The following is a 23,659-nucleotide window of genomic DNA, read 5'->3' on the forward strand; positions in this document are numbered from 1 at the left end:
TTATATAATAGAAACGATAATTGATAATAATTTATCGTAATTCTATTATATAGAAACGTTAAGATGATATAGATTATCGATTTTGTTTGTGATTTAATAAATAAAATCTTATATTAGAAATGCTAATTTCTGTAATTATGAGTTATACACGAGCACTGAGCGGCTTCGGTCATCACAAAGATAACAACATACTGGTGGAAGCTGATGTAATTCTTTCCTCGATGCGGGAGAACTCAAACTTCCCTAATCCGGTACCATCGCTTTCCGAAATCGAAAGTGCCTACAATGAATACATAACGTGCTTGGCCCGTGTAAGCTGGACGCACGGTCGTATAGATCGGGAACTAAAACGTGAAAGTAAGGCTAAGTTGGCGAAATTGTTGGGCGAGTTGGCGGCTTATGTCAACTATGTGGCGAAAGGAAACCTGTCCGTGCTGTATACATCTGGTTTTCCGGTATTTACCGGAAGGAAGAAGGGCACGGCGCCAGAGGTGGCCACTGGCTGTCAGCTTTCGGAGGGACCAGTCAGCGGTGAGCTTCGATTCGATTTTTATTCGCTGGGCAGAGACATGACCTATGAATATACCTATGCGATATGGACATCAAGTGAGGAGGTACGACCCGAATCTCCCGAACTCCAATGGGAAAAGTCACTCTTCACTACTCGTTCCCGGAATAACTTGATTAAAGGTTTGCCATCCCGATCAATAGTCTTTGCGAAGGTGCGTGCGATAAATCGTCATGGCGTTGGTGATTGGAGTACCATCGTGCGTTCGATAGTGCGGTAATTATGCTAGAAAAAACCAATATACAAAAATCCTGTATTATTGAACAACATCGGATTGTTGTCGATGATAAACTGATCTGGTCGAGTGAACCCGAGGTATCGTTTTCTAACTTTTCCAAGGAAGCCTTTCATCATCTGGACATCGACTATCCGAAGTTTTATAAAATGGATGCGTTGAGCAAGCTGGCTTTTCTGGCTGCTGAATATATTTTACAGGGGGAGGATACCGGTGAGCTTGCGCTCGTTTTAACCAGCAAATCCGGTAGTCTGGATACCGATTTAAAACACCAGCAAAGCATTCGGGATTCGGAATATTTTTATCCACGACCAGCCACTTTTGTCTACACCTTACCGAATATCTGTGCTGGTGAGATATGTATCCGGCACGGTTTGCAAACAGAGAATGCTTTTTTTATTGCGGAGGAATTCCCCGAAAAAACTATTTTCGCTTATGCCGATTATCTGTTACAATCAAATAAAGCAAAACGGGTCTTATGTGGATGGGTAGAATACTTTCAAGAAAAGTATCGGGCATTTTTGTATATTTTTTAGTGAAAGCAGCGCATTTTATCTAAGTTTGTCTTTATTTTTTATATATAATGACAGCATTAAAAGAAGAGTTAAAAAGGCAAATTATTGATGTATTAAATCTGGAGGATATTACGCCCGCGGATATACAGGATGAAGAAGCGTTGTTTGGCGAAGGGTTAGGTTTAGACTCTATTGATGCATTAGAACTGATTGTCTTGATGGATAAAGTGTATGGAATTAAGTTGTCCGACCCCAAAAAAGGAAGAGACATTTTTCAATCTGTACAAACGATGGCAACCTATATTTCGGAAAATAGGACGAAATAATAATGAATGGAGGAGTTGCGGTTACGGGGATGGGCATTATTTCTTCGGTTGGTGATACCGTTGAAGAAAACCTGCAGGCGATATTGGCGGGTAAAAACGGCCTTTCCCGAATAGCAAACTTTCCCACACGTTTACAAGAACATATTTGGGTAGGTGAGATAAAACGGAGTAACGAGGAGTTATCAGATACTATAGGGCTATCATTACCTCATTCTTTCACCAGAACAACCCTTTTAGGGGCTTATGCCGCCCGCCAGGCGTTGGAAGTTGCCCATATGGAAGATGTCAACGACCTGCGGACAGGATTGATCTCCTCGACTAGCGTTGGCGGCATGGATTATACGGAGCGATATGGTCCGACCTATCTCACGTCGCCCGAATGGCATCGTTATATTTCCGCGCATCCGGCGGGCGATTCCTCTCATAAAATTGCACATTATTTGGGAATAAAAGGCATGGTGACCACCGTCAGTACGGCCTGTTCTTCCGCGGCAAACGCGATCATGACAGGCGCTCGTTTGATTCGTTCGGGGCGTTTGGATAGGGTAATTGTAGGCGGAACGGATGCCTTGAGCAAGTTTACCATTAACGGGTTTCACTCCTTGATGATTTTATCTGACGCGCTTTGCAAACCCTTCGATAAGCACCGTAAAGGACTTAATCTCGGAGAAGGTGCGGCGTATCTCGTATTAGAATCTGAAGACGCAGCAAAGCAGCAGGGTAAAAATGTTTTGGCATACTTGACAGGATATGGTAATGCAAATGATGCGTTTCACCAAACAGCATCCTCCGAAAACGGAGAAGGAGCTTTTTTGGCGATGCAAAAAGCATTGGCGACGGCGCAATTAACATCGCAAAACATCGATTATGTCAATGCACATGGAACGGCAACACCGAACAATGACTTGTCGGAGGGGCGGGCAATGCAACGTATCTTTAAAGACAATATGCCCCTATTTAGCTCAACGAAACCTTTTACGGGACACACGTTGGCTGCGGCTGGTGCCATCGAAGCGGTATACAGCATATTAGCCCTACAACAGGGCATTGTACCTCCTAATCTCCATTTTGATACGCCCATGGAAGAACTCGATTTGATACCACAAACAGCGTTACAGCACCAATCGCTATCCCATGTGCTTTCCAACTCTTTTGGGTTCGGTGGCAATTGTTCATCTCTTATTTTTTCAAAAGCGTGAAGAGAAGTGTATTCATAAACGGTATAGGTGCGGTGACGACACAAGGCGTGTGGCGGCAGGAAATTTTTTCAGAAGCCCAGGTATTGGATCATGCAATCACTTCCGCCAATCAACCCGCTTATAAAGGCGTTATTTCACCTGTGGCGATCCGTCGCATGTCGAGCGGGATAAAGATGGGTATTTACGCTGCGCGGCAAGCATTGGAAGAAGCTGTAATGAGCATGCCTGATGCGATTGTTACCGGAACGGGGCTCGGGTGCTCCGAAGATTCTGATAAATTCCTCCGCAGTTTGTGGGAAAACGATGAGCAGTTTCTTACACCAACTTCTTTTATCCAGTCTACACACAATACCGTTGCCGCGCAGATTGCTCTTCAATTGCAATGCAAGGGATATAATGTAACCTACGTAAACGGGGCCATCTCTTTTGAGTCGGCTTTGTTGGATACGCTTTTGTTGTTACAATCTGGCGAAGCTAAAAATGTACTCCTCGGAGGTGTGGATGAGATTGCTCAACAGACGTATGCTTTTTTGCAGGCCGGAGGATATATCAAAGCAGCGGATACATGTGAAACGGTGAAGACAAGTGCTTCTCCTGGCGTCAATTATGCAGAGGGTGCTCATTTTTTTTCGATAGGTCGAGACAAAACAGCGTCTTCTTACGCCCAAGTCGTTGATGTGGCGTTGAAAAATGAACTGGAAGTGCCGGAAACAGCATCCTTTTTACAAGGTTTCTTAGCAACAAACGATTTACCATCATCTGCTATCGATGCGGTCATCCTCGGCTACAATGGTGATAAACAGGACGATTTATTCTATGCGGCTATCCAACATATGCTTCCATCTGCGGTACCGTTGTATTATAAGCATCTAAGTGGTCAGTTTGATAGCTGTTCGGCTTTTGGGCTAATGGTTGCTGCTTTTGTGTTAAAACAGCAGACCGTTCCCCCCATTTTGCATTGGAACGAAAAAAATCCTTCGAAAACAACGTGGAAAAATATCCTCATCTATAGTCAATATAAAGGTAAAGACCATTCTCTTGTTTTTGTTAGCGCATGTTAAAACACACGATAGTATACCCCTTGTTTCTGCTGACGGGATTTATCGCTTTGCTCGCCGGAATCTTTGGTGGCTCTTTCGCATGGTTTTTTGTTGTAGTGCTATTGGCGGTTGGAATTACGGCTTGGGGGGCGTTTGATATACGTTTGGGATATTTTACGCCTACTTTTTTCCAGAAGAAATATAATGCAGAAGGACGGATTGCACTGACTTTTGACGATGGCCCATCCCCTTATACGACCGAAGTTTTGCAGTTATTGAAAGCTTATCAGTTTAAAGCAACCTTTTTCTGTATCGGAAAGCACGTGCTGGCGTATCCCGATATTACAAAGCAGATGATAGATGAAGGACATACCCTCGGTAATCATACCTACTCCCATCGTAAAAGTTTTGGTTTTTTAAAAGAAAAGGATCTTGTTACAGAGCTGGAAAAATGTAATTCCATTATCTACCAAACGGTGGGAAAAATACCTAAATTCTTTCGTCCTCCTTTTGGGGTGACTAATCCATCGGTCGCCAAGGCAGTCCAACGTACAAAACAGCAGATCATTGGGTGGAGCAACCGCTCATTGGATACGGTTACGTTGGAAGAGGACAAGATTGTTGAACGCGTGTGCAAAAAGTTGAAAGCAGGGGATATCATCCTTTTCCATGATACATCACAACGTACGGTAAATGTCTTGAAACGGTTGTTACCCTATTTACAGAAACAAGGATATATATCGGTTTCTGTAGATGATTTGTTAAATTTGCATGGATATGAGGAATAAACTGCTTTATTTTTTGGTTTTTTTGTTGCCTTATGGCGGATGGGCACAAACGAGGGAAATGACGGCGAGCGAGCAGGCTAGCTTTCAGAAATCCTTGCAGCAGCTTGTAGAAATCAAGACGATATCGGCAGATTTTGTACAATACAAGCACCTTAGTTTTATGAAAAAACCGGTGGAATCGTCTGGGAAACTGTATTTAGAACATCCGGATAAACTTAGCTGGGCGTATACGGCACCTTTTCAGTACAAAATGGTGTTTAAAGACCATAAGATTTTCATCGATGACCAGGGAAAGAAACAGACAATTGATATCGGAAACAGCAGGCAATTTGAAAAAATAAGTACGCTCGTTTCATCCAGTATGCATGGTGGAAAATACGATGAAAAAGAATTTGCGGTTTCTTATTTAAAGCAGGGCAACGCCGACATGGTGCGTTTGACACCAAAATTAGTTGGCGCAAAAAAGTATATTAAGGAGATTGTACTCTTATTTTCACCAACGGATAAGCATATAGAGGAGGTAAAACTTGTCGAACCTTCTAACGATTACACACGTTTTGTTATCAAGAATAGAAAAGTAAATACAACGATTAATGAATCGATTTTTAACCTTTAGTTTTTTCCTGCTGTTCTTTTTTGTTTCCTGTGGCACATACCGTTATCCAAATGCCTCGGGGATACGCGAATCAGCACCAAAGGAATTGAATAATTATTATCTCGACACCGCACAGACTTTTGTGTATCGAGCCAAACTGAATGCCTTTAAAAAGGATATTAACGGAAGCCTGATGGTGAAAATATTGGGTCGTAATGAGCATCGTATTGCGCTGGTGAGTGACTTCGGGCAAACGTTGTTTGACGTCAGTATTTCACCCAATGAACATGAATTGCATTATGCCATGCACGATTTAAATAAACGCATGGTGGTAAGAGAAATTGTCCATATTTTTCGCACCATGACAGCACAACGCTATGCCACGTCAGCGGTAATGTTTGCCAATCAACAGCATTATTATCCGGTGTATGTGGTGGATAACAACTACTATGTGGTAAAAGAACGTAAAGTGGAACGGATCCAGCAAGCGAAAGGAGCTAAGGAGTATTTAACGATTGTTTATCAGGAATGGAATGCAGAAGATATCCCAACAAGCATAGTGATAGAACATAAAAAGTACCCTATAACAATAGATCTTACATTAGATGTAAATCAATCGACCTTATAAAACGAGTGATATGACCTTGTTGCCGGACTTTTATCACGTGGAGAAAATCATATCTCCATCGGATAATATACATATTGCAGAGATCCATCTGAATCCTGCTCATCCGATATTTGGAGGTCATTTTCCGGATAATCCCGTAGCTCCGGGTGTTTGCATGATGCAGATACTGAAAGAATTGGTAGAAGAAACGGAACAAAAAACACTGTTTTTAATACACGCGTCAAATGTAAAGTTTACCGCTTTAATCAACCCCAATGAAAATCCAGTGTTACAGTTTAGATTCGAAATCTTACACGATGACGAAGGGCAGGTGAAGGTAAAGAATACAACAACTTTTGGAGAGACAGTTGCCCTGAAATTGTCAGTAACATATGGCGCTTCTTTTTCACGGGGAAAATGAAGATAAAAAACCTTATTTTTGTGCATGTTGTAGGGACGTGATTTATCACGTTAGGCTTGATAAATGGTTGAACACGATACAATAGCAAGAGAGATAGAACGTTTGGGCATTGTCGTTATTATACCCACGTATAATAATGAAAAGACCCTAAAACGGGTATTGGATGGTGTGCTCCAATATACCCCTCATGTCATCGTGGTCAACGATGGATCTACAGATACGACACCAACGATCCTACATCAATATTCCGGAATAGAAATTATCACATTGACGCATAATCAAGGGAAAGGTATGGCCCTGCGGAGCGGAATAAAACGGGCGAGAGATCGACGTTTCCAATACGCGATAACCATCGATTCCGATGGTCAGCACTATCCATCTGATATTTCGGTCTTTGTTGAAGCTATTGCTCAAGCGACCAGTCCGGTATTATTGATCGGAAGCCGTAACATGAGCCACGATTCCGTACCGCGGAAGAGCAGCTTTGGAAACAAATTCTCTAATTTTTGGTTCTGGTTCGAAACCGGAATAAAGCTGACCGATACGCAATCGGGATTTCGGGCGTATCCCTTAGCGGCTATATCCCAACGATACTATACCCGCAAATTTGAATTGGAGATTGAAATCATCGTGCGGGCAGCCTGGCGTGGTGTTGAAGTCAAGAATGTACCCATTCAGGTGCTGTATGATCTCACCGAACGCGTCTCCCATTTTCGTCCGTTTAAGGACTTTACACGCATTAGTATCCTCAACACTGTATTGGTTTTTTTAACGTTTTTTTATATCCTGCCACGTCATTTTTTTAGAAGTTTCAAAAAAAAAAGATGGTCTGACTTCGTTAAAGAAAATGTATTGGGCAATACCGATTCCCCTATAAAGAAAGCGCTGTCTATCGGGTTAGGTGTTTTTATGGGTATTGCACCTTTTTGGGGATTTCAGACGGCGATCACGATCACATTAGCGGTTTTCCTGCGATTGAACAAAGTGCTTGCCTTCGTTTTTTCCAATATCAGTTTTGCTCCACTGATTCCATTGGTGATATACGCTTCCTTATTAGTAGGGGGTATGGTATATCCCTCTTCCACCACTTTTCAACTTGATGGCGTGTCATTGGAAACCATTAAATCACACCTTTGGCAATATATCATAGGCAGCTTTTTACTCGCTAGCGGGATGGCTGTATTAATAGGTTCCTCCAGTTACTTTTTTATAAAACTATATCAACAAAAAGCTGTTTCAACGCCATAATGGAGGATATATGCTATCATATCTATGTTTGGGTAAAACGTAACAGGCTCCTTGCTGCTATCGTTGCATTATCGTTTTTAGCGGGCTGTGGTCTGCTGGCTTCCAAGCTTCGTTTTGAAGAAGATATTACCCAGATTATCCCAAAAAATGAGCGAACAGATGAATTCTCGAAGGTACTGAAACAGCTAAATTTTGCGGATAAAATAACGGTTTTAATCGAAAAGGAGGACAGGACTACAACACGTGTGTTAACAGCGGTGGCTACAGCATTTGTAGATTCTATTGCAACAGACAGTTCTTATATCCGTGGGATTACCGGCAGGATTGAACAGGAAGAAATGGAGGATACCTACGATTTTGTTTATCAAAATCTACCTTTATTTTTGGATAAGCGGGATTATCGTACCCTAGCAGACCGCTTGCAGCCTGACTCTATTTCGGAAAGGATGTCGCAAAATTATCGAACACTGATTTCGCCGACCGGTCTTATCATGCGCCGATTTATCCAAAAAGATCCATTGGGATTAGCCGTGTTGGGGTTGCAAAAAATGCAACAGCATACGGTAGGCGAAAATTTTATGCTATACGATGGATTTATAGCGACAAAAGACACCAGCCAATTGCTGCTTTTTCTAGATCCGACATTCCAAGGAGCGGACACCGAACATAATACCGCTCTGGTAGAACATCTTAAGCGTTTGCGGGACACCTTGCAGCAACAATTTGAGCAGAAAGCCGCCATTTCCTACTACGGAACAGCTTTTATTGCGGTAGCGAATGCCAAGCAGATAAAGATGGACATTTCAACGACGGTACTGATCTCCATGTCTGTATTAATGTTGCTGCTTATCTTATTCTATCGAAAAATCTATATTCCCCTACTTGTTTTTATACCCACTGTTTTCGCAGCCTTGTTTGGGATGGCTTGTCTTTATCTTTATAAGCCTGTTATTTCTGCTATATCACTCAGCGTGGCAGCCGTGTTGATCGGAATTACCATTGATTATGCTTTACATATCCTGACACACTATAAGAAATCAGGGAATGTTCGTGCGCTTTATCGTGAACTGACGCGTCCACTGCTCATGAGCGGAGCTACCAATGCGGTCGTATTTCTATGCCTGTTATTTGTACATTCGGAAGCGCTGGTGGATTTGGGCATCTTTGCATCGATATGTATTTTTTCTTCGGCTGTTTTCACGTTGCTTATCGTCCCACATCTTTATCATCCGCAACAAGAACTTCGGCATCATTCGGTATTGGATAAGCTGGCCGCATTCCCTTTTGAGCGGAGTAAGGTGCTGATCGCGGTTTGTTTAGTGTTGATCGTGTTGAGCTGCTTTACGAGTGCGCGAGTAAGGTATAATGATAATCTCGCTGATTTAAATTTTGTGCCGACAGCACTACAGAAGATAGCGCATAAATTAGATAAACTCACCAATACATCCGCTAAATCTGTGTATTTGGTAGCTACAGGCAAAACTTTTGAAGACGCGGCACAAAAGACAGATCGTTTGACGGCTTATCTGAACGAGGCGAAAGCAAAAAAGGATATTGTAGATTATAACGGATTACAGGTTGTGCCTTTATCGACGACTTTACAGCAAGGTAAAATAGCATCGTGGAACCAATTTTGGGAAAACCATAGTAAGGATGACCTGATCTCCCATCTCCAGCAGGAAGGCGGAAAATATGATTTTGACGTGGAAACCCATGCCGAGTTTTATAGATTTTTGCGTGAGCGGCCTCAAACTTTAGCATGGCGCGATTTTCAATCGCAACGCGTGTTGGGATTATCGGATTTTGTAGCCGAGCAGGATGGTTTCTTTACCATTTCCACCTTAGTAAAACTAGATGATGCTAAACGGGAACCGTTCCTTCGCGCTATGGAGGACAATGCGGACGTCTTCGTTGTGGACCGTCAACACCTGAACGAAACGTTTTTAGGGCAATTACGCGATGATTTCAACCGTTTGGTAAGCTATTCGTTCATCGCGGTACTCGGTATACTTTGGGTGTTTTTTCGCCGTTTCGAACTGGTCTTGTTGAGTGCAATCCCCATCGGTCTTACCGGATTGGTTACCGCAGGGCTTATGGGTTTGTTCGGGTTAGAATTTAATATATTTAGTGCTATTGTGTGTACGTTGGTTTTTGGACATGGCGTGGATTTCAGCATATTTATGACCGCCGCTTTGCAGAAACAGTATAGTACGACTAACGGTACGCTACAAACCTACCGTACGTCGATCTTGCTCGCCGTATTGACTACCGTATTGGCGATTGGTGCGTTGGTGTTCGCTAAACATCCCGCCCTGTTGTCTATTGCATCTGTTTCCCTGATAGGCGTATTTGCCGCCGTCATTATTACCTTCGTATTTTACCCGATTTTGTTCCACTTCTTTATTTCGAACCGGGCGAAACAGGGCAGGTCTCCCTTTACGATCACGATCCTATTACTGTCCTTGTTGTTTTTTGCTTATTATGGCATAGGGTGTTTGGTCGTTTCGTTTTTTTGTCGGGTGATCGTGGCTATTTTGCCCTTATCAAAGGAGAGGAAAGACGCATTTTTTAGGAAAACCATGTCTGCGTTTATGAAATCTGTGTTATACCTTCATCCCCCGACAAAGCATAAGACAATGAATGTGTACGGAGAAACATTTGATAAACCCGCTGTTATTATTGCCAATCATAGTTCATTTCTCGATACCCTATCTCTTGGTATGCTTGTTCCGAAGGGTATTTTTCTGGTCAACGACTGGGTCTGGAATTCTCCTGTCTTTGGACGAGCAGTAAGAGCATTAGGATTTTATCCCGTGAGTCAAGGGTTGGAAAACGGAGTGGATGTCCTTCGGGAAAAAGTTGCACAAGGTTACTCGTTGGTTGTGTTTCCAGAAGGTACGCGTTCCTACGAGAATGTAGTGAAACGGTTTCATAAAGGTGCATTTTATCTTGCCGAGCAATTGCAGCTGGATATCCTACCTATTTATCTTTTAGGGAATGGCGATGTATTGCCCAAAGGTGATGTGCTTATTTTCGGAGGAGCCATGACGCCAGTGATCGGAGAGCGTATACGCCCGGATGATGCTTCCTTCGGTAACGGCTATCTGGAACGAACCAAACGTATCATGCGACACTTCCGAAAGCAATATCGTGCGTGGCGCCAAAAAGAAGAAGACATGTTCTATTTCCGAAAGAAATTGCAACTTGCTTATTATTTTAAGGACGAGGATATTTTACGGTCGGTAAAGTATCATATAGCGCAATTTGCCGCTCACTATCATGAACTTCATCGATACTTGGGTGAGGCTGTTCAGGTAGCACATGTTTCAGATACACATGGTGAATTTGATTACTTGTTGTCGTTACAGAGCGGAAACCGGAAAGTGCTTGGTATCATTGCAGATGAAGAGAAACGTGCGGTGGCGGAGAGTATATATTGGATAAAACAGCGTCAAGTCCGTTTTGCACCGCATACGGAAGGAGGATATACGGTGCTCGTTGTCCATCCGCAGATAGCGGTAGCCAGTTTAACGGCTTCCTTTTTGGAGACCTTTGAAGAAATCTATATCTTTAGAAGAGTGCAGACATTACAGACTTTAGGATGGAAGGAAGATGCACTTTCTGATTCATTGATTCGCTATTATAAATGACCGAAGGATCACATAAACAATACGACGTCGTTATCGTGGGGAGTGGGCTCGGAGGCTTGGTGTCAGCGGTTATACTGGCAAAGGAAGGATTACGTGTTTGTGTGTTGGAAAAAAACAATCAGTTTGGCGGTAATTTACAGACGTTTTCCCGCGATAAAAAAGTGTTCGATACAGGAGTACACTATGTCGGAGGCTTAGCGGAAGGGCAGAACTTACACCGTTATTTTTCCTACCTCGGCATTATGCGACAGCTTCGGCTGGAACGCATGCCAAAAGTTTTTGACCAAATTTGTTTTGGCGATGAAGAAGTCTGTTATCCTATAGCGCAGGGCTACGATGCTTTTGTCGATTGCTTATCTGCGTCTTTCCCGGCGGAACGCTCGGCATTGATACAATATGTTGCTGATTTGCAATATACTTGTAGCGCATTCCCTTTATATTATGCTGAAGAGGGAGAAGGTTACGCATCGGAGGTTATAAATCAAAGTGTGAAGGCATATTTTACGAGACTGACAGCGAATGAAAGGTTACGTGCCGTATTGGTAGGGAATAATTTTCTATATGCAGGCGAAGATGATAAAACCCCTTTCTACGTTCATGCACTTGCCGTAAATTCCTATATCCAAAGCGCTTACAAATGTATTCTTGGCGGTAGTCAAATCAGTAAATTACTGATTCGTGAACTACGTAAGTTAGGCGGGGGGGCGTATAAACGGGAAGAAGTTGTGAAACTGGAAATCGAGGATGGACGAGTATGCCGTGCCATAACACACAGTGGAAAACAGGTTAAAGGAAATTTGTTTATTATGAATGTTGACCCTAAAAGAGCATTGCAATTGGTCGGAAAAGAGCATTTTCGAAAAGCTTTTTATGATCGCATTCAAGCCTTACCTGTTACGACGTCTTCGTTTAGTTTGCATGGTGTTTTGCAACCTGGACAGGTTCGATATCAAGCGCATAATGTTTATTATCAGCAGAATACAGAATCTGTTTGGCAGGCGGCGACCTATAAAAAAGAAGATTGGTCAAATATGTTTATGTTGTCTATGACGGAAGATCCACAACAGCCCGGTTATGCAGATACCTTTACCGTGCTAACCTATATGCATTTTGATGAGGTGGAGGCCTGGGCAGATACGATGAATACGATGGTTCAACCAGAGGACAGAGGATGGACGTACGAAGCGTTTAAAGAAGATAAAACGGAACAGTTATTGAACAAAGTGAAGCGTCATTTTCCCGAATTGGTGGAGGCTGTCCATCGGACATATGTATCGACTCCTTTATCCTATCGGGACTATATTGGGATGTATCGGGGGAATTTGTACGGGCATACGAAGGATGCGCGTGATCCGTTGAAGACATTTATCGCGCCGAAAACGAAGATAGAAAATCTGTATCTGACGGGGCATGGCGTATATATGCATGGTATTTTAGGGGTTACCGTTGGGGCAATAGCGACTTGTTCCGAAATATTGGGGAAATCGTATTTATTGAGGAAGATTAATAATGAAACAACAGATAATCATGGAGAGGCAGTCGCCACAGGAAATTAAGGCTTATCAGGAGGAACTCTTACGAAGGCAATTGATTTATCTGCAGGCGTACTCATCCTATTATAAACGATTGTTTGAGACCTATCATATTGACATCGATACGATTCGTACCTTAGCGGATTTGGAACGTATTCCGACGACGAGTAAAGACGATATTCAAGCGCATAACGAAGATTTCTTTTGTGTTGGACGGGAAAAGATTATCGATTATTGTTCTACCTCGGGAACCCTAGGTAGGCCCGTAACATTCGGGCTTACGGAAGAAGATTTGGAGCGTTTAGCTTACAACGAAATGCGTTCGTTTCAAACGATTGGTGTACAGCCAGGTGACGTCGTGCAATTGATGACGACGATAGATAGACGATTTATGGCGGGTTTGGCCTATTTTCTTGGTTTGCGGAAGCTTGGCGCTGGTATCTTACGGGTAGGCTCCGGGATTCCACCATTACAATGGGATGTCATCTTGCAACATAAACCTCGATTTTTGATCGCTGTGCCTTCTTTTTTATTGAAGATGATCGAATATGCTGAACAGCACGGTATTGATTACCGTAACACCAGTATAGAAGCTGTTTTGTGTATAGGCGAGTCCTTGCGGGATGCTTCGCTCAACGATTCCTTACTGACCCAGCGTATACGGGAAAAGTGGCCGTTAAAATTGTATTCTACCTACGCCTCAACAGAAATGGGAGCTGCTTTTACAGAATGTGATGCTTTTCAAGGCGGACATGTGCATGAAGATCTGATTATTATCGAGGTGTTGGACGAGGAAGGACAGCCCGTGCCCGATGGCGAAAGTGGCGAACTTGTCATCACGACCTTGGGCGTACAGGGCGTACCGTTATTACGATTTAAAACGGGTGACATTGTCCGTAAACATACTGCTCCTTGTAGTTGCGGACGCAATACCTATCGCATCGGCCCTGTTGAGGGGAGAAAGCAGCAGATGGTGAAGTACAAGGGCACGACGTTATATCCGCCAGCGATGCACGACCTGCTTGCAGGTTTTCCGGAAATCGAACACCACATCATAGAAATATCCCATAATGCTATCGGAACGGATGAAATTGTCATTTATGTCAGTTCAGAAGATACCTCGGAAAAATTGCTACAGCAAATAAAAGATCATTTTCGGGCAAAATTGCGCGTAGCGCCCCGTGTAGAAAAGCGATCGTCAGAAGAGCTACAGCGGATTATCTTTAATCCGCTGAGCCGTAAACCGATTACGTTTATTGATAAAAGATAATATTCTTTTTCTCGTTGTTATTTGTGATGCGTGGTTGTTTGCAGTTTCACGTTTACATTTTTTGAGACCAGATACCTGTTGCTCATCAAAGCCGTCGTCCATGGGTAAATCCGTAGGTATAATGATTTTCCGGCCGGAATTTCAATATCCAGATGATCAAATTTATGTTCAACAGGAGCAGATCCGGAAACAAGCGGTATATCCGCAGCCAGATCCCTAAAGTTTACACTGTCTGACGCCCAGGCAATTTTAGCATGACCATAGGAAGAGGAATTAAAACTCAATAGCATGCTGATTTCGTTAACGGTAAGATCGTAAGAGGCATCGGGGCTTATTTTATATTCTATAAACCTGTTGTTGTTTGGGCCGGTTTCTGCGGGCCAGCTCCCCGAAGGAGGTAGGATCCTTTGACCACCGTCGCCCGAAATATAATTGTTTACAGAAAGATTATGCAGTGTCTGATGATGGGCAACGATATCTCCGGTAACCACTGCACTTTGGTCAGCGGTAAGCACCCAGCTTGCATCGGCTTTTGACTGGGCAAGCGTATGATGGGTAACCATAATTAGGAGCATAAAAGCGATGAGCAGGAGTTTTTTCATGATTGTTTTTTTTGTTTATAGTGATCATTTTAATACCCATAATCCTGTTTCAAATTGGGGTTTGCATCTGTGGCAGATTGCGGTAAAGGCATCAATTCATTACGGTTCGGCTGAAACAGTTGCGCCACGTTGTTTATCCAAACATCTGTTAATGCGACTATCCAGTTTACTCTGGTAAATCCTGAAGGAGCCCGGCTTGGTGTTGGCTGATATAGTGAATGGCTCCAGATAACTTCTGTCGATGATGGTTTATAGTACATATGCTGAGGTAGGTTTTCATAGGGCGCTTGTTTGTTTCTCATCTTGGTGAGTTCTTCCCTTACTTCGGTGATTTTTGTCCCCAACAGGTTCCATCGGATGAGGTCGTATTTTCGGATACCTTCTCCACCAAATTCGAAAGACCGCTCCTTCACAATAGCCTCAAAAAAATCGTCTTTCGTCGTGGGGGTTGACCCGATTAAGTCCATGTCACCGCCAAACCCTCTTGTCCTTACCTCTTCAAAGGCAGCTATGGCTTCGGCCGTCGGGCCGTCCCGGAGTTCGTTTTCTGCTTCGGCAAACATCAATAGAACATCAGAAAATCGGATCAAAGGCCAGTTTAACCCTGTGGCCTGTATGGCCGAACTTAATCTCGGACTAATCCAGTCCGAACGGAATTTGCCACTGGTCATATTAAGCAATGGCTGGACGGTCTTAAAATATTCGGGACTATTATAATAAGGGGCCGTGGTGACGTCTCTTCGTATATCCAGCGAGTCAAAACTGTAGAAATAAGTCGGTATGACCCTTATCTGTCCGTTGCCCAACATGGACGTATTTCCCGGAACATAAAACCTTGGCCCATCGTAATAGCCGATATTACTATCCGTTTCGCGACCCATAGCCACTTCAAACAAGACTTCACCAAAAGGGTCAATTTTATAAGAATCTATACCGTCTTTAAACACCGCCTGAAAACTTGGGTTGAGTGTGTGCTGGTCGCGGTGTTGCATGATATCAAAACACTCATCCCTTGCGATCTGGTAGTACTTCAAATAATCTGGTCGACGTTCCATGATCCCAGAAACCCTTCGCAATGAATACCCACCACGATAAAGCGCTAGTCTCGCCCGTAATGCTTTCACGGCACCTTTGGTAATCCTTTCGTCAGATGCAACTTCCGTTCTCCAGGGAACGAGATCGGACGCGCGTGCCAGATCGTTGATCAGTCTGTCATATATCGTGTCGCGGTCTGTCTTATCCATAAACAGCTCGGTTTGATCGATGGATGGTTCGAAAGGGGCGGGGATATCTCCCCAGTTTCTGACCAGTTCGAGGTAAAACTGCGCCCTTAAGGTAAGGGCTTCGCCATGCAGTCTTTGGAGCTGTATTTTTTCTTCCGCTGAACCGTTTTGGTAAAGATCCATTGCCGGGATGTTCTTTATACAGATATTGGCCCTTTCTACACCTGCATATAATTGTTCAAATGGCAAACGCAGCTGGGCGTTGGTAGGATTCAGATTATATCTGGATAGATCCCTCGAACTGTTGTCGGGCGCGGTGGTATTCAAAACCCCTACCATCTCATCGTTGTCATAAGGATACATCATGCTGAGACGGCTGCCATAAGCTTGCAACCCGGCCAGCCTGTCGTATGCACCTAATACCGCACTGGTGGCATTGGGTACAGTACTGAATACATAATTTTCATCGAAGGCCGAAGGGGGATCGAGGTTTAGATAGTTATTGCAGGATAAGGTGCTTAGCAGTAATAAACTTATTGCTGTCAAATGGGTTAAGGTGTTTCTTTTCATCATGTAGAGGCTTTATAATGATAGATTGAGTCCGAAAATGAATGTCTTGCTCCTGGGATAGGCGGCATAGTCGACACCTGGTGTGACCGGTACGGATCTTCTGGTGTTGGCTTCGGGATCGTATCCGGAATAGTTGGTAAATACGGCGAGGTTATTTACCGTTGCGTAGACTCTCAGCCTATTTGCTTTGATGCGATTGGTGATAGAAGATGGGAGTGTATAACCTAACGTGATATTATTTATCCGTAAAAAGGAACCGTCCTCCATAGCCCAAGAGGTAGGGTACCACGCGCCTGTGCCGCTGATCGGCATCCACATGGAGGCATCTTTATTAACCTCGGACAGTATTTCGGGGGCTACACCGGTTACGTACTGTTGTCCACTAATGGTCTCTACCTGCTGTATCTTATTGCCCTGCTGGTCGATGGTTTTCCAGCGACCAGCAACCATGTCCAACGAATTGGCATAAGCACTGTAGGCATTGGTGAATTCTATCTTGTTGGCATTGTAAACGTCGTTGCCGACCACAAAATTGACAAAAACACTCATGTCGAAATTCTTGTAGGCAAACTGCTGGTTTAGTCCACCTGTAAATTTGGGGTTCGCGTTTCCGATAACCGTTTTATCGTTTTCATCGATAACATGGTTCCCATCAAGATCTTTTAACCGCATCCATCCGGGTTGGGCTATGCCTATTACATCCGAAACATCGGTCACGCCTTGCTTGAGGGTGTATCTTGACGTGGCAGCGTCGTAGTTAAAATCGTCCGTGGTATAAAACCCATCCGAAACAAATCCGTACATAGCGCCAACCGGTTGTCCTTCCTGTACGATGTAATCTGCGGGCTGTCCAGAAATTCCAAAGCCAGAGTTTGCAAAGTAATGATCTTGTCTGTTGGATATTTTTTCTATGGTGTTTCTATTGAAAGCGATGTTGAAATTGGTATTCCAGCTAAAGTTCTTGTTGTTTATCGGGGTGGCGGCAAGTTGGAATTCCAAGCCTTTGTTAGCCGTTCTGCCAATATTCTGTAGCTGTGTGGTGTAACCGGCTGTAGACGGAATAGGAACGCGTATGAGTAGATCATGCACTTTATTTTGATAAGCGTCTACCGTGAATTGAATGCGGTTGTCGAGCAAGGAAAGATCTAACCCGAGGTTTTTGGAAACTGTCGTCTCCCAAACGAGATTCTTATTAGCCAATTCTGGTGCTGCATAACCCGGTATAAGTTCTTCGTTCAAAGCGTATTTTGCACTGGCATTGTATACGTTCATGAATAGGTAATCGGGGATACGGTCGTTACCGGAAGAACCATAACTCGCCCGTATTTTCAAATCAGAAATCACCGAAACGTCTTTGAGAAAATCTTCCTGCGAGATTCGCCATGCTACGGATCCAGAAGGGAAGTACCCCCATCGATTTCCCTCGGCAAATCTGGAAGAGCCATCAGTCCGGAAGCTGAAGGTCGCTAGATACTTATCCTTATAGCTGTAGTTCGTGCGATTGAAAAAAGAAAGGGTTCTTGTTTCGGATTGGTAGGTTAGGGGGTACAGTTCAGGCGTTGTGAGCATCGTCCCGAGATGGAGCTGGCCTAATGCTTTCTCCGCCGTAATTCCTTCCGGGAAGTTTTTTAATTGTATCTCGGAAGTATTGTACGCGATGTTGTAAAACTCGTTGCCCAGTAATATATTCAATTTGTGACCGCTGGTCATTTTCGGACTGATAGTCAGTACATTGGAGAAATTGAGGTTGTTTCGATCAGCATCCAGTACGCCTGCCATTGGCAAGCGGGCGCCCAATACCCTTGACCGGGAGGTGATCCCGTCTTCAAAACTTTTGGTAGATTGCCTGTTATAGTTGACACCCAATGTGCTCCTAAACGAAATCATCCTATTAAAGCTGTAATTAAAATAGCCATTGAGATTAACGATCTGCATCTTCCTGTCTCTATACTGCGCATTGCTCAGCGCTACGGGATTGATGATGCCGATGGCATTGCCGGTATTGGTGTCTTCGTAGTAGGCTTCATCTATCTCATCTTCTGCTAGGCCACCGATGTCTAAAGGCATGTACTTAATCGTGTGCCGGAGCATATTGTAAGTGGTAGACCCCGCATCTGAAGTGCCTGCACCTAAAATACTTTGGTTGGTGTACCTTACGTTGAAGCCAACCCTTAGTTTATCACTTACCCTGTTGTCGAATCTAAAGTTGACCAACTTTCTGTCGAAACCAGAATTGAGCATAATCCCGTCTTCGTTATTGCTGGTGACACTGAGGTTGTATTGTGTCGCTTTGGTACCGCCCACTATACTCGCATTATGCGTCTGCATGAAGGCGTCATTGCCAAAGGTTCTTTCCTGCCAATCGATAAATGGTGTTTGTTGGTAGTGCGTTATATCATCCCATGTGCCGTATCTAGTCTCGAAGGCGGTCTCTGTGGTCGTTAGTCCCCGAGACCGTTCGTACTGATAGAGCACAAAATCATAGGGATTCATCACATCCAATTTATTCGCGAGGCTTTTCATGCCCAATATATTGTTGTAATTTACTTGCGTTTTCATCTCTTTACCACCCTTGGTCGTAATGATGACCACACCGTTAGCACCTCTGGCTCCATAAATAGAGGTTGCCGAGGCATCCTTCAGCACATCTACCGAGGCAATATCCTGTGGAGATAAGCTGGACAATCCGTCCTCTACTTGAACACCATCTATAATATAGAGCGGATCGTTGTTCTGCGTGATGGACCCGCCACCCCGTACTTTGATCTGCACTTCTGATCCAGGCGCTCCTTCTGAGGTCGTGACCTGTACGCCCGCAAGACGACCTGTAAGCGCTTCGGCTGCCGAGTTTACGGGAATGTCTTTTAGCTGTTTTTCGTTGACGGAGGATACGGAACCGGTGAGGTCTTTACGTTCTACCGTCGCGTAGCCAATGGCGACTACTTCTTCTAGTTGATACGAATCTTTCGCCAGAAGAAAATTGATTTCCGTTTGATTGTTTACTGCTACTTCCTGGAGCAAAAAACCAATGTATTTGGCGGTGAGTACGACATTTGTTTTTTTGGGCGTTGTCACATTTAGGGTATAATTTCCATTCTTATCGGTCAACGTTCCTTCAGCGCTGCCTTTAATGCCTACGCTGGCACCAATCAGCGGTTCTTTAGTTTCCTCGTCGAGGACTTTTCCCCTGATGACGGTTTGAGCGTGGAGAATGCTGATGCTGCTTACGAAGGTTATAACTGTTAGTTTAAGCAGTTTTATCATAATGCAATATTTAGTGTTTATAGTGATCGTCGTCCTTTATTTACCTTATAAAGGGGACTGTAGTTCCTTGTTTGCTATCTCAAAAGGCAAGTTGTAGAAGTAATTTGCCTTCCGCGCAAAACAAGATTACAACTTTATGATGAGGAAATAATCTAAATGGGTTAGAAAATTAGCGGAAGCGTTCTCGTTAACGGTTTCGGTAACGTTATCGAAGTTTTTTGGAAATGTCGCACGGGTTTTACGCCTTTTTTTGGTGGTAGTTTCCGATCTTTAAGATGATTAATTGATAAAATAACCGAATATATACATTAAGTAATGATGAAAGCTAATAAAAATTTGTTTCTTGTGGTTTTTCTGATCGTCTGCTGTGCTTTTAAATGGCCGAAGGAAAATATCACCGTGTATTCTATAGGAGATTCCACCATGAGTAAAGCCAACACGGCCGATAATTACCCGGGTAGGGGATGGATGCAAATGATAGATCCTTTTTTTGACGAGTCTGTTAAGGTAGTGAACCAAGGCGCAAGTGGCCGCAGTTCTAAATCCTATCGCGACGAAGGTCACTGGAATAAAGTGATTACCCGGGTTAAAGCGGGGGATTATGTTTTTATACAATTTGGGCACAATGATGCCAAGGAGGATTCCCTTCGTCATACGGATCCACAAACGACATTTAAAGAAAATATCCAGAACTATGTGAACGAGGTGCGGGCAAAAAATGCAAACCCTATATTGTTCACGTCTATCGTCAGGAGGAAATTTGATAAAAAGGGGAAACTTGTGGATACCCATGGTGAGTATGTTACCGTAGTAAGGAAGCTGGCCGCTGAAATGGACGTCCCGCTGATTGACCTTAACAAGATGACGGCTGAGGCGGTTGAAAATTTAGGCCCCGAAGAATCTAAAAAACTATACATCTACGTAGAACCAGGGGTAACGGCTAAATTACCTAACGGCAAGAAAGATGATACCCACCTTTGTGAGGCGGGGGCTATGAAAGTGGCTGATTTAGCGATAAAAGGCCTAAGGGATATCAAAAGTCCTTTAGTTGAATATTTGGCGAAATGAGGGGGTGTTTCCCCTCATTTCGCGGATAGTATTCGCCGTGTGTAAAGATTATTGCGTCTAAAATGTTTTGTTATTTCCTCTTTTTGGTAGAACACCGGTATTTGCACCGGTTAATAATTTTAGGTCTACCGGGTCGTTGGTTTGCCATTTCCCTCTTGTAAAATCCGGTACATCTACAGAATTAGACCTGTTGGCTACGGACTGCTCGCTTAGTGGTCCTAGAGCGCTCCATAAAGCGGTATCATATACATCAATATCAAGGGGAAGCCCATTGCGAAGGCAGTCTACGGTTCTCCAGTCCATAATGAAGTCCATGCCGCCGTGCCCTCCGAATTTTTTCGCTATATCCCCGATCTTTTTTGAAATTTCTGGTTTATATCTTTCTTTTAACGCATCAAACTCCTCTTCGGTGGCCCATGCATGCCCGGTAGCAATTTTTTCTGGAAGAGGGAAACCTGATGCTGTCGCTTTTGTGCCGCTCACCAAATGTATGCGTGAGTAAGGACGTGGAGAAGTCACATCGTGTTGTATCATGATGGATCGGCCTTTGCTGGTTTTAATGATACTGGTGTTCATATTGCCGCGAAACGATTTGTTGACATACGGTTTGTAGGCATCGTCTTTTTCCGCGAGTTCTCTGGCCATATTGCCCATCATGAAATCATGGGAAGAAAGCGATACGAGATAATCCATTTTGTCACCCCGGTTCAAGTCCATAATTTGGCTTACTGGGCCTAGTCCATGGGTAGGATAAAGATTACCGTTCCGAAGATTCTCTTTCAACCGCCAGTGCTCCCAATACTTTTCTTTGGAAAAATTACCTTCCAGTAAATCGTGTATATACGCCCCTTCGCAATGTACAATGTCTCCGAAGAAACCTTGTCTGGCCATGTTGAGTGTCAGCAATTCAAAAAAGCCATAGCAACAGTTTTCCAGCATCATACAATGTTTCTTTGTTTTTTCGGAAGTTTCGACCAGTTGCCAGCACTCGTCTATGGTGGTTGCCGCCGGAACTTCTACACAAACATGCTTCCCTTGGTTCATGGCGTACAATGCTATTGGCGTATGTAATTGCCAATGGGTAGAAACATACACAAGATCGATATCATTCCGGTCACAAAGCTTTTTCCATTCCTGCTCATTACTGGTGTACAACGTGGGATTATGGGTACTTCCGGTTAATTTTTGCTTAGCTGCGGTTGCCTTTTCGGGTCTGATGTCACATATGGCTTTAATGTCTACACCTTCTATATGGGACATCCGGAAGACGGCAGCGGAACCACGGTTGCCGACACCAATAAATCCAACGCGTACCGTTTCTAACTTTGGTGCTGCATAGCCAGACATATTGAAGATCTGCGAATCGGAGCGGTGGGCAGGCAGTAAAAGATCAGCTTTTAAATCGTTCGGATTGGTAAAACCTTGAAATAGATTGGTTCCGACAAAACTTGCCCCTGCCAGTCCTGTAAGCTTTAGAAATTCTCTGCGATTTTTTTTCATGATAATATTTTTGGGGTTTAATTTGATAGTTTATCAAATGTATTAAATACGGTTGTACGTTTTAGGTCATTTACAGGAATAATTCGCGAGAACGTTATCGAGAATGCAAACGAGAACGTTTTCGCTATTTTAGTTTAGTGAAAACGGAATATGACAGATAGAATTCAATAAATTAGTTTCTTAATTAAATAAAATGGCTATGTCGAATATTTTATTTACAAGAAGGAAATTTCTTTCTGCTGGGACGTTAGCCCTTTCCGGAACGGCTTTGTCTTATGCAGGCCTTACTTCTTTTATCTCCAAGAAAAACGAGGTAATCCGGCTTGGAATTATTGGCACCGGTACACGTGGTACAGGCTTGGCCCGGTTAATTAAAAATTTACCGGGTTTAACCGTTACAGCTTATTGTGATATTTTAGCTGTTCATGCGGCTAAGATAGTAGAACATGTATCAGCGAAAGCAAAAAAATATAACGACTATAGGAAACTATTAGAAGATAAAGAGGTGGACGCTGTCATTATCGCTACGCCCTTGTATTTGCATTATACAATGGCTAAGGATGCTTTGGCTGCGGGAAAGCATGTGTATGTAGAAAAATCGATGACTTATGATATCCCACAAGCGTTAGATCTGGAGAGAATCGTAAATAATGCTAAACTTGTTTTTCAGGTGGGACATCAATACCGGTATTTTAGTTTGTACCATCGCGTGAAGCAAACCATAGATGAAGGTTGGTTAGGCGATGTGACCCATTTCGAGTGCCAGTATCACCGTAATTCTGACTGGAGATTTCCGGTGGTAGAAAAGGGAACGGAGCGTATTGTGAACTGGAGAATGTATAAAGAATATTCGGGAGGTTTAATGGCGGAATTATGTGGACACCAGCTGGATATTGTTAATTGGATGACAAATGCACACCCAGAAAGGGTGACGGGTATGGGGGGAATTAATTACTGGAAAGACGGAAGGGAAACATATGACCACGTCAGGGCAATTTTTGAGTACCCGGGTGGTGTGAAAGCTAATGTGTCCTCGATTTTGTCTAATGCTTATCATGGCTACGAGATCAGAATTTTAGGATCTAAAGCAACGTTGCAGATTGAAAGAGACGAAGCATTTATTTATACAGAAGCCCGTAAAAAACAAACCGGTGTAGTAGATGGTGTTACCGGTGCTACGTTGTTAAATGCCACACAGGGTGAAGCCATGAAACTGGATTTTACCCATCAGGACGAAGAAAAAAGAAATCCTTCGTCTTACGCTTTATTAGATTTTGCCACCTGTATCAGAGAAAATAAAAAGCCTTTCGCTGACGTCCTAACTGGTAAATATGGCGCTATTGCTGTACATATGGCCAATACGGCAATGGATACCGGAAATATGCAACATTGGGAGAAAAAATATGGTGGGTAATCAAAAAAACTATAAAAAGGAAAA

General features: G+C 43.4%; 19 protein-coding genes. 15 read left to right on the forward strand and 4 right to left on the reverse strand.

The window, feature by feature from the left end; all coding sequences use genetic code 11:
* Window positions 1–137 precede the first annotated feature (137 nt).
* The 13 genes from FXV77_RS00005 (at window position 138) to FXV77_RS00065 (ending at window position 13,994) form a co-directional block, all read left to right on the forward strand.
* The gene (locus FXV77_RS00005) at window positions 138–788 is read left to right on the forward strand and encodes a hypothetical protein (protein WP_148917180.1); all 651 of its coding nucleotides are present in this window, start codon (window positions 138–140) and stop codon (window positions 786–788) included.
* A 2-nt stretch (window positions 789–790) separates the two neighbouring features.
* Window positions 791–1,339 carry a 3-oxoacyl-ACP synthase gene (locus tag FXV77_RS00010; RefSeq protein ID WP_148917181.1) on the forward strand — a complete coding sequence of 183 codons (549 nt, stop codon included), beginning with the start codon at window positions 791–793 and terminating at the stop codon, window positions 1,337–1,339.
* A 47-nt stretch (window positions 1,340–1,386) separates the two neighbouring features.
* The gene (locus FXV77_RS00015; RefSeq protein WP_148917182.1) at window positions 1,387–1,644 is read left to right on the forward strand and encodes a phosphopantetheine-binding protein; all 258 of its coding nucleotides are present in this window, start codon (window positions 1,387–1,389) and stop codon (window positions 1,642–1,644) included.
* Between the two features lie 2 nt (window positions 1,645–1,646).
* Window positions 1,647–2,843, forward strand: coding sequence for a beta-ketoacyl-[acyl-carrier-protein] synthase family protein (locus FXV77_RS00020; RefSeq protein WP_148917183.1), 1,197 nt, complete (start codon window positions 1,647–1,649; stop codon window positions 2,841–2,843).
* Window positions 2,840–3,904: a beta-ketoacyl synthase N-terminal-like domain-containing protein gene (locus tag FXV77_RS00025; RefSeq protein WP_187443953.1), complete on the forward strand. Its 1,065-nt coding sequence runs from the start codon at window positions 2,840–2,842 to the stop codon at window positions 3,902–3,904. The genes FXV77_RS00020 and FXV77_RS00025 overlap by 4 nt, the downstream gene beginning before the upstream one ends.
* A complete protein-coding gene (locus FXV77_RS00030) occupies window positions 3,898–4,671 on the forward strand; it encodes a polysaccharide deacetylase family protein (protein ID WP_148917185.1) in 774 nt (257 codons plus the stop codon). Before FXV77_RS00025 ends, FXV77_RS00030 begins: the two co-directional genes overlap by 7 nt.
* On the forward strand, window positions 4,661–5,287 hold the full coding sequence (locus FXV77_RS00035; RefSeq protein WP_187443954.1) for an outer membrane lipoprotein carrier protein LolA: 627 nt from the start codon (window positions 4,661–4,663) through the stop codon (window positions 5,285–5,287). The genes FXV77_RS00030 and FXV77_RS00035 overlap by 11 nt, the downstream gene beginning before the upstream one ends.
* Entirely contained in the window at window positions 5,265–5,894 is a 630-nt protein-coding gene (locus FXV77_RS00040) for a hypothetical protein (RefSeq protein ID WP_148917187.1), read from the forward strand. The genes FXV77_RS00035 and FXV77_RS00040 overlap by 23 nt, the downstream gene beginning before the upstream one ends.
* A 10-nt stretch (window positions 5,895–5,904) precedes the next feature.
* The gene (locus FXV77_RS00045; RefSeq protein WP_148917188.1) at window positions 5,905–6,294 is read left to right on the forward strand and encodes a 3-hydroxyacyl-ACP dehydratase; all 390 of its coding nucleotides are present in this window, start codon (window positions 5,905–5,907) and stop codon (window positions 6,292–6,294) included.
* 63 nt (window positions 6,295–6,357) lie between these two features.
* Window positions 6,358–7,542 (forward strand): DUF2062 domain-containing protein, encoded by a 1,185-nt coding sequence (locus FXV77_RS00050; RefSeq protein ID WP_148917189.1) that lies wholly within the window; start codon window positions 6,358–6,360, stop codon window positions 7,540–7,542.
* Window positions 7,542–11,192, forward strand: coding sequence for a 1-acyl-sn-glycerol-3-phosphate acyltransferase (locus FXV77_RS00055; protein WP_148917190.1), 3,651 nt, complete (start codon window positions 7,542–7,544; stop codon window positions 11,190–11,192). Before FXV77_RS00050 ends, FXV77_RS00055 begins: the two co-directional genes overlap by 1 nt.
* Window positions 11,189–12,748: a phytoene desaturase family protein gene (locus FXV77_RS00060; protein ID WP_148917191.1), complete on the forward strand. Its 1,560-nt coding sequence runs from the start codon at window positions 11,189–11,191 to the stop codon at window positions 12,746–12,748. The genes FXV77_RS00055 and FXV77_RS00060 overlap by 4 nt, the downstream gene beginning before the upstream one ends.
* Window positions 12,702–13,994 carry a phenylacetate--CoA ligase family protein gene (locus tag FXV77_RS00065; RefSeq protein ID WP_148917192.1) on the forward strand — a complete coding sequence of 431 codons (1,293 nt, stop codon included), beginning with the start codon at window positions 12,702–12,704 and terminating at the stop codon, window positions 13,992–13,994. Before FXV77_RS00060 ends, FXV77_RS00065 begins: the two co-directional genes overlap by 47 nt.
* 17 nt (window positions 13,995–14,011) lie before the next feature.
* Here the strand turns inward: FXV77_RS00065 and FXV77_RS00070 are convergent, their stop codons facing one another.
* Genes FXV77_RS00070 through FXV77_RS00080 form a run of 3 tightly spaced genes read right to left on the reverse strand, consistent with a single transcriptional unit; the run spans window position 14,012 to window position 19,653 of the window.
* Complete coding sequence (locus FXV77_RS00070; RefSeq protein ID WP_148917193.1) at window positions 14,012–14,596, reverse strand: hypothetical protein; 585 nt, start codon at window positions 14,594–14,596, stop codon at window positions 14,012–14,014.
* Between the two features lie 29 nt (window positions 14,597–14,625).
* Window positions 14,626–16,392 (reverse strand): RagB/SusD family nutrient uptake outer membrane protein, encoded by a 1,767-nt coding sequence (locus tag FXV77_RS00075; protein WP_246162116.1) that lies wholly within the window; start codon window positions 16,390–16,392, stop codon window positions 14,626–14,628.
* Window positions 16,393–16,401: 9 nt separating this feature from the next.
* Window positions 16,402–19,653 (reverse strand): SusC/RagA family TonB-linked outer membrane protein, encoded by a 3,252-nt coding sequence (locus tag FXV77_RS00080; RefSeq protein WP_246162117.1) that lies wholly within the window; start codon window positions 19,651–19,653, stop codon window positions 16,402–16,404.
* 315 nt (window positions 19,654–19,968) lie between these two features.
* Here FXV77_RS00080 and FXV77_RS00085 point away from each other — a divergent pair, with 315 nt between their 5' ends.
* Complete coding sequence (locus tag FXV77_RS00085) at window positions 19,969–20,721, forward strand: rhamnogalacturonan acetylesterase (protein WP_148917195.1); 753 nt, start codon at window positions 19,969–19,971, stop codon at window positions 20,719–20,721.
* A gap of 57 nt (window positions 20,722–20,778) precedes the next feature.
* Here the strand turns inward: FXV77_RS00085 and FXV77_RS00090 are convergent, their stop codons facing one another.
* Window positions 20,779–22,221, reverse strand: a complete 1,443-nt coding sequence (locus tag FXV77_RS00090; protein ID WP_148917196.1) for a Gfo/Idh/MocA family protein — start codon at window positions 22,219–22,221, stop codon at window positions 20,779–20,781.
* 199 nt (window positions 22,222–22,420) lie between these two features.
* Here FXV77_RS00090 and FXV77_RS00095 point away from each other — a divergent pair, with 199 nt between their 5' ends.
* Window positions 22,421–23,635: a Gfo/Idh/MocA family protein gene (locus tag FXV77_RS00095; protein WP_148917197.1), complete on the forward strand. Its 1,215-nt coding sequence runs from the start codon at window positions 22,421–22,423 to the stop codon at window positions 23,633–23,635.
* Window positions 23,636–23,659: the final 24 nt, after the last annotated feature.

Origin of the sequence: Sphingobacterium phlebotomi, assembly GCF_008180195.1 — a bacterium.
GTDB lineage: Bacteria > Bacteroidota > Bacteroidia > Sphingobacteriales > Sphingobacteriaceae > Sphingobacterium > Sphingobacterium phlebotomi.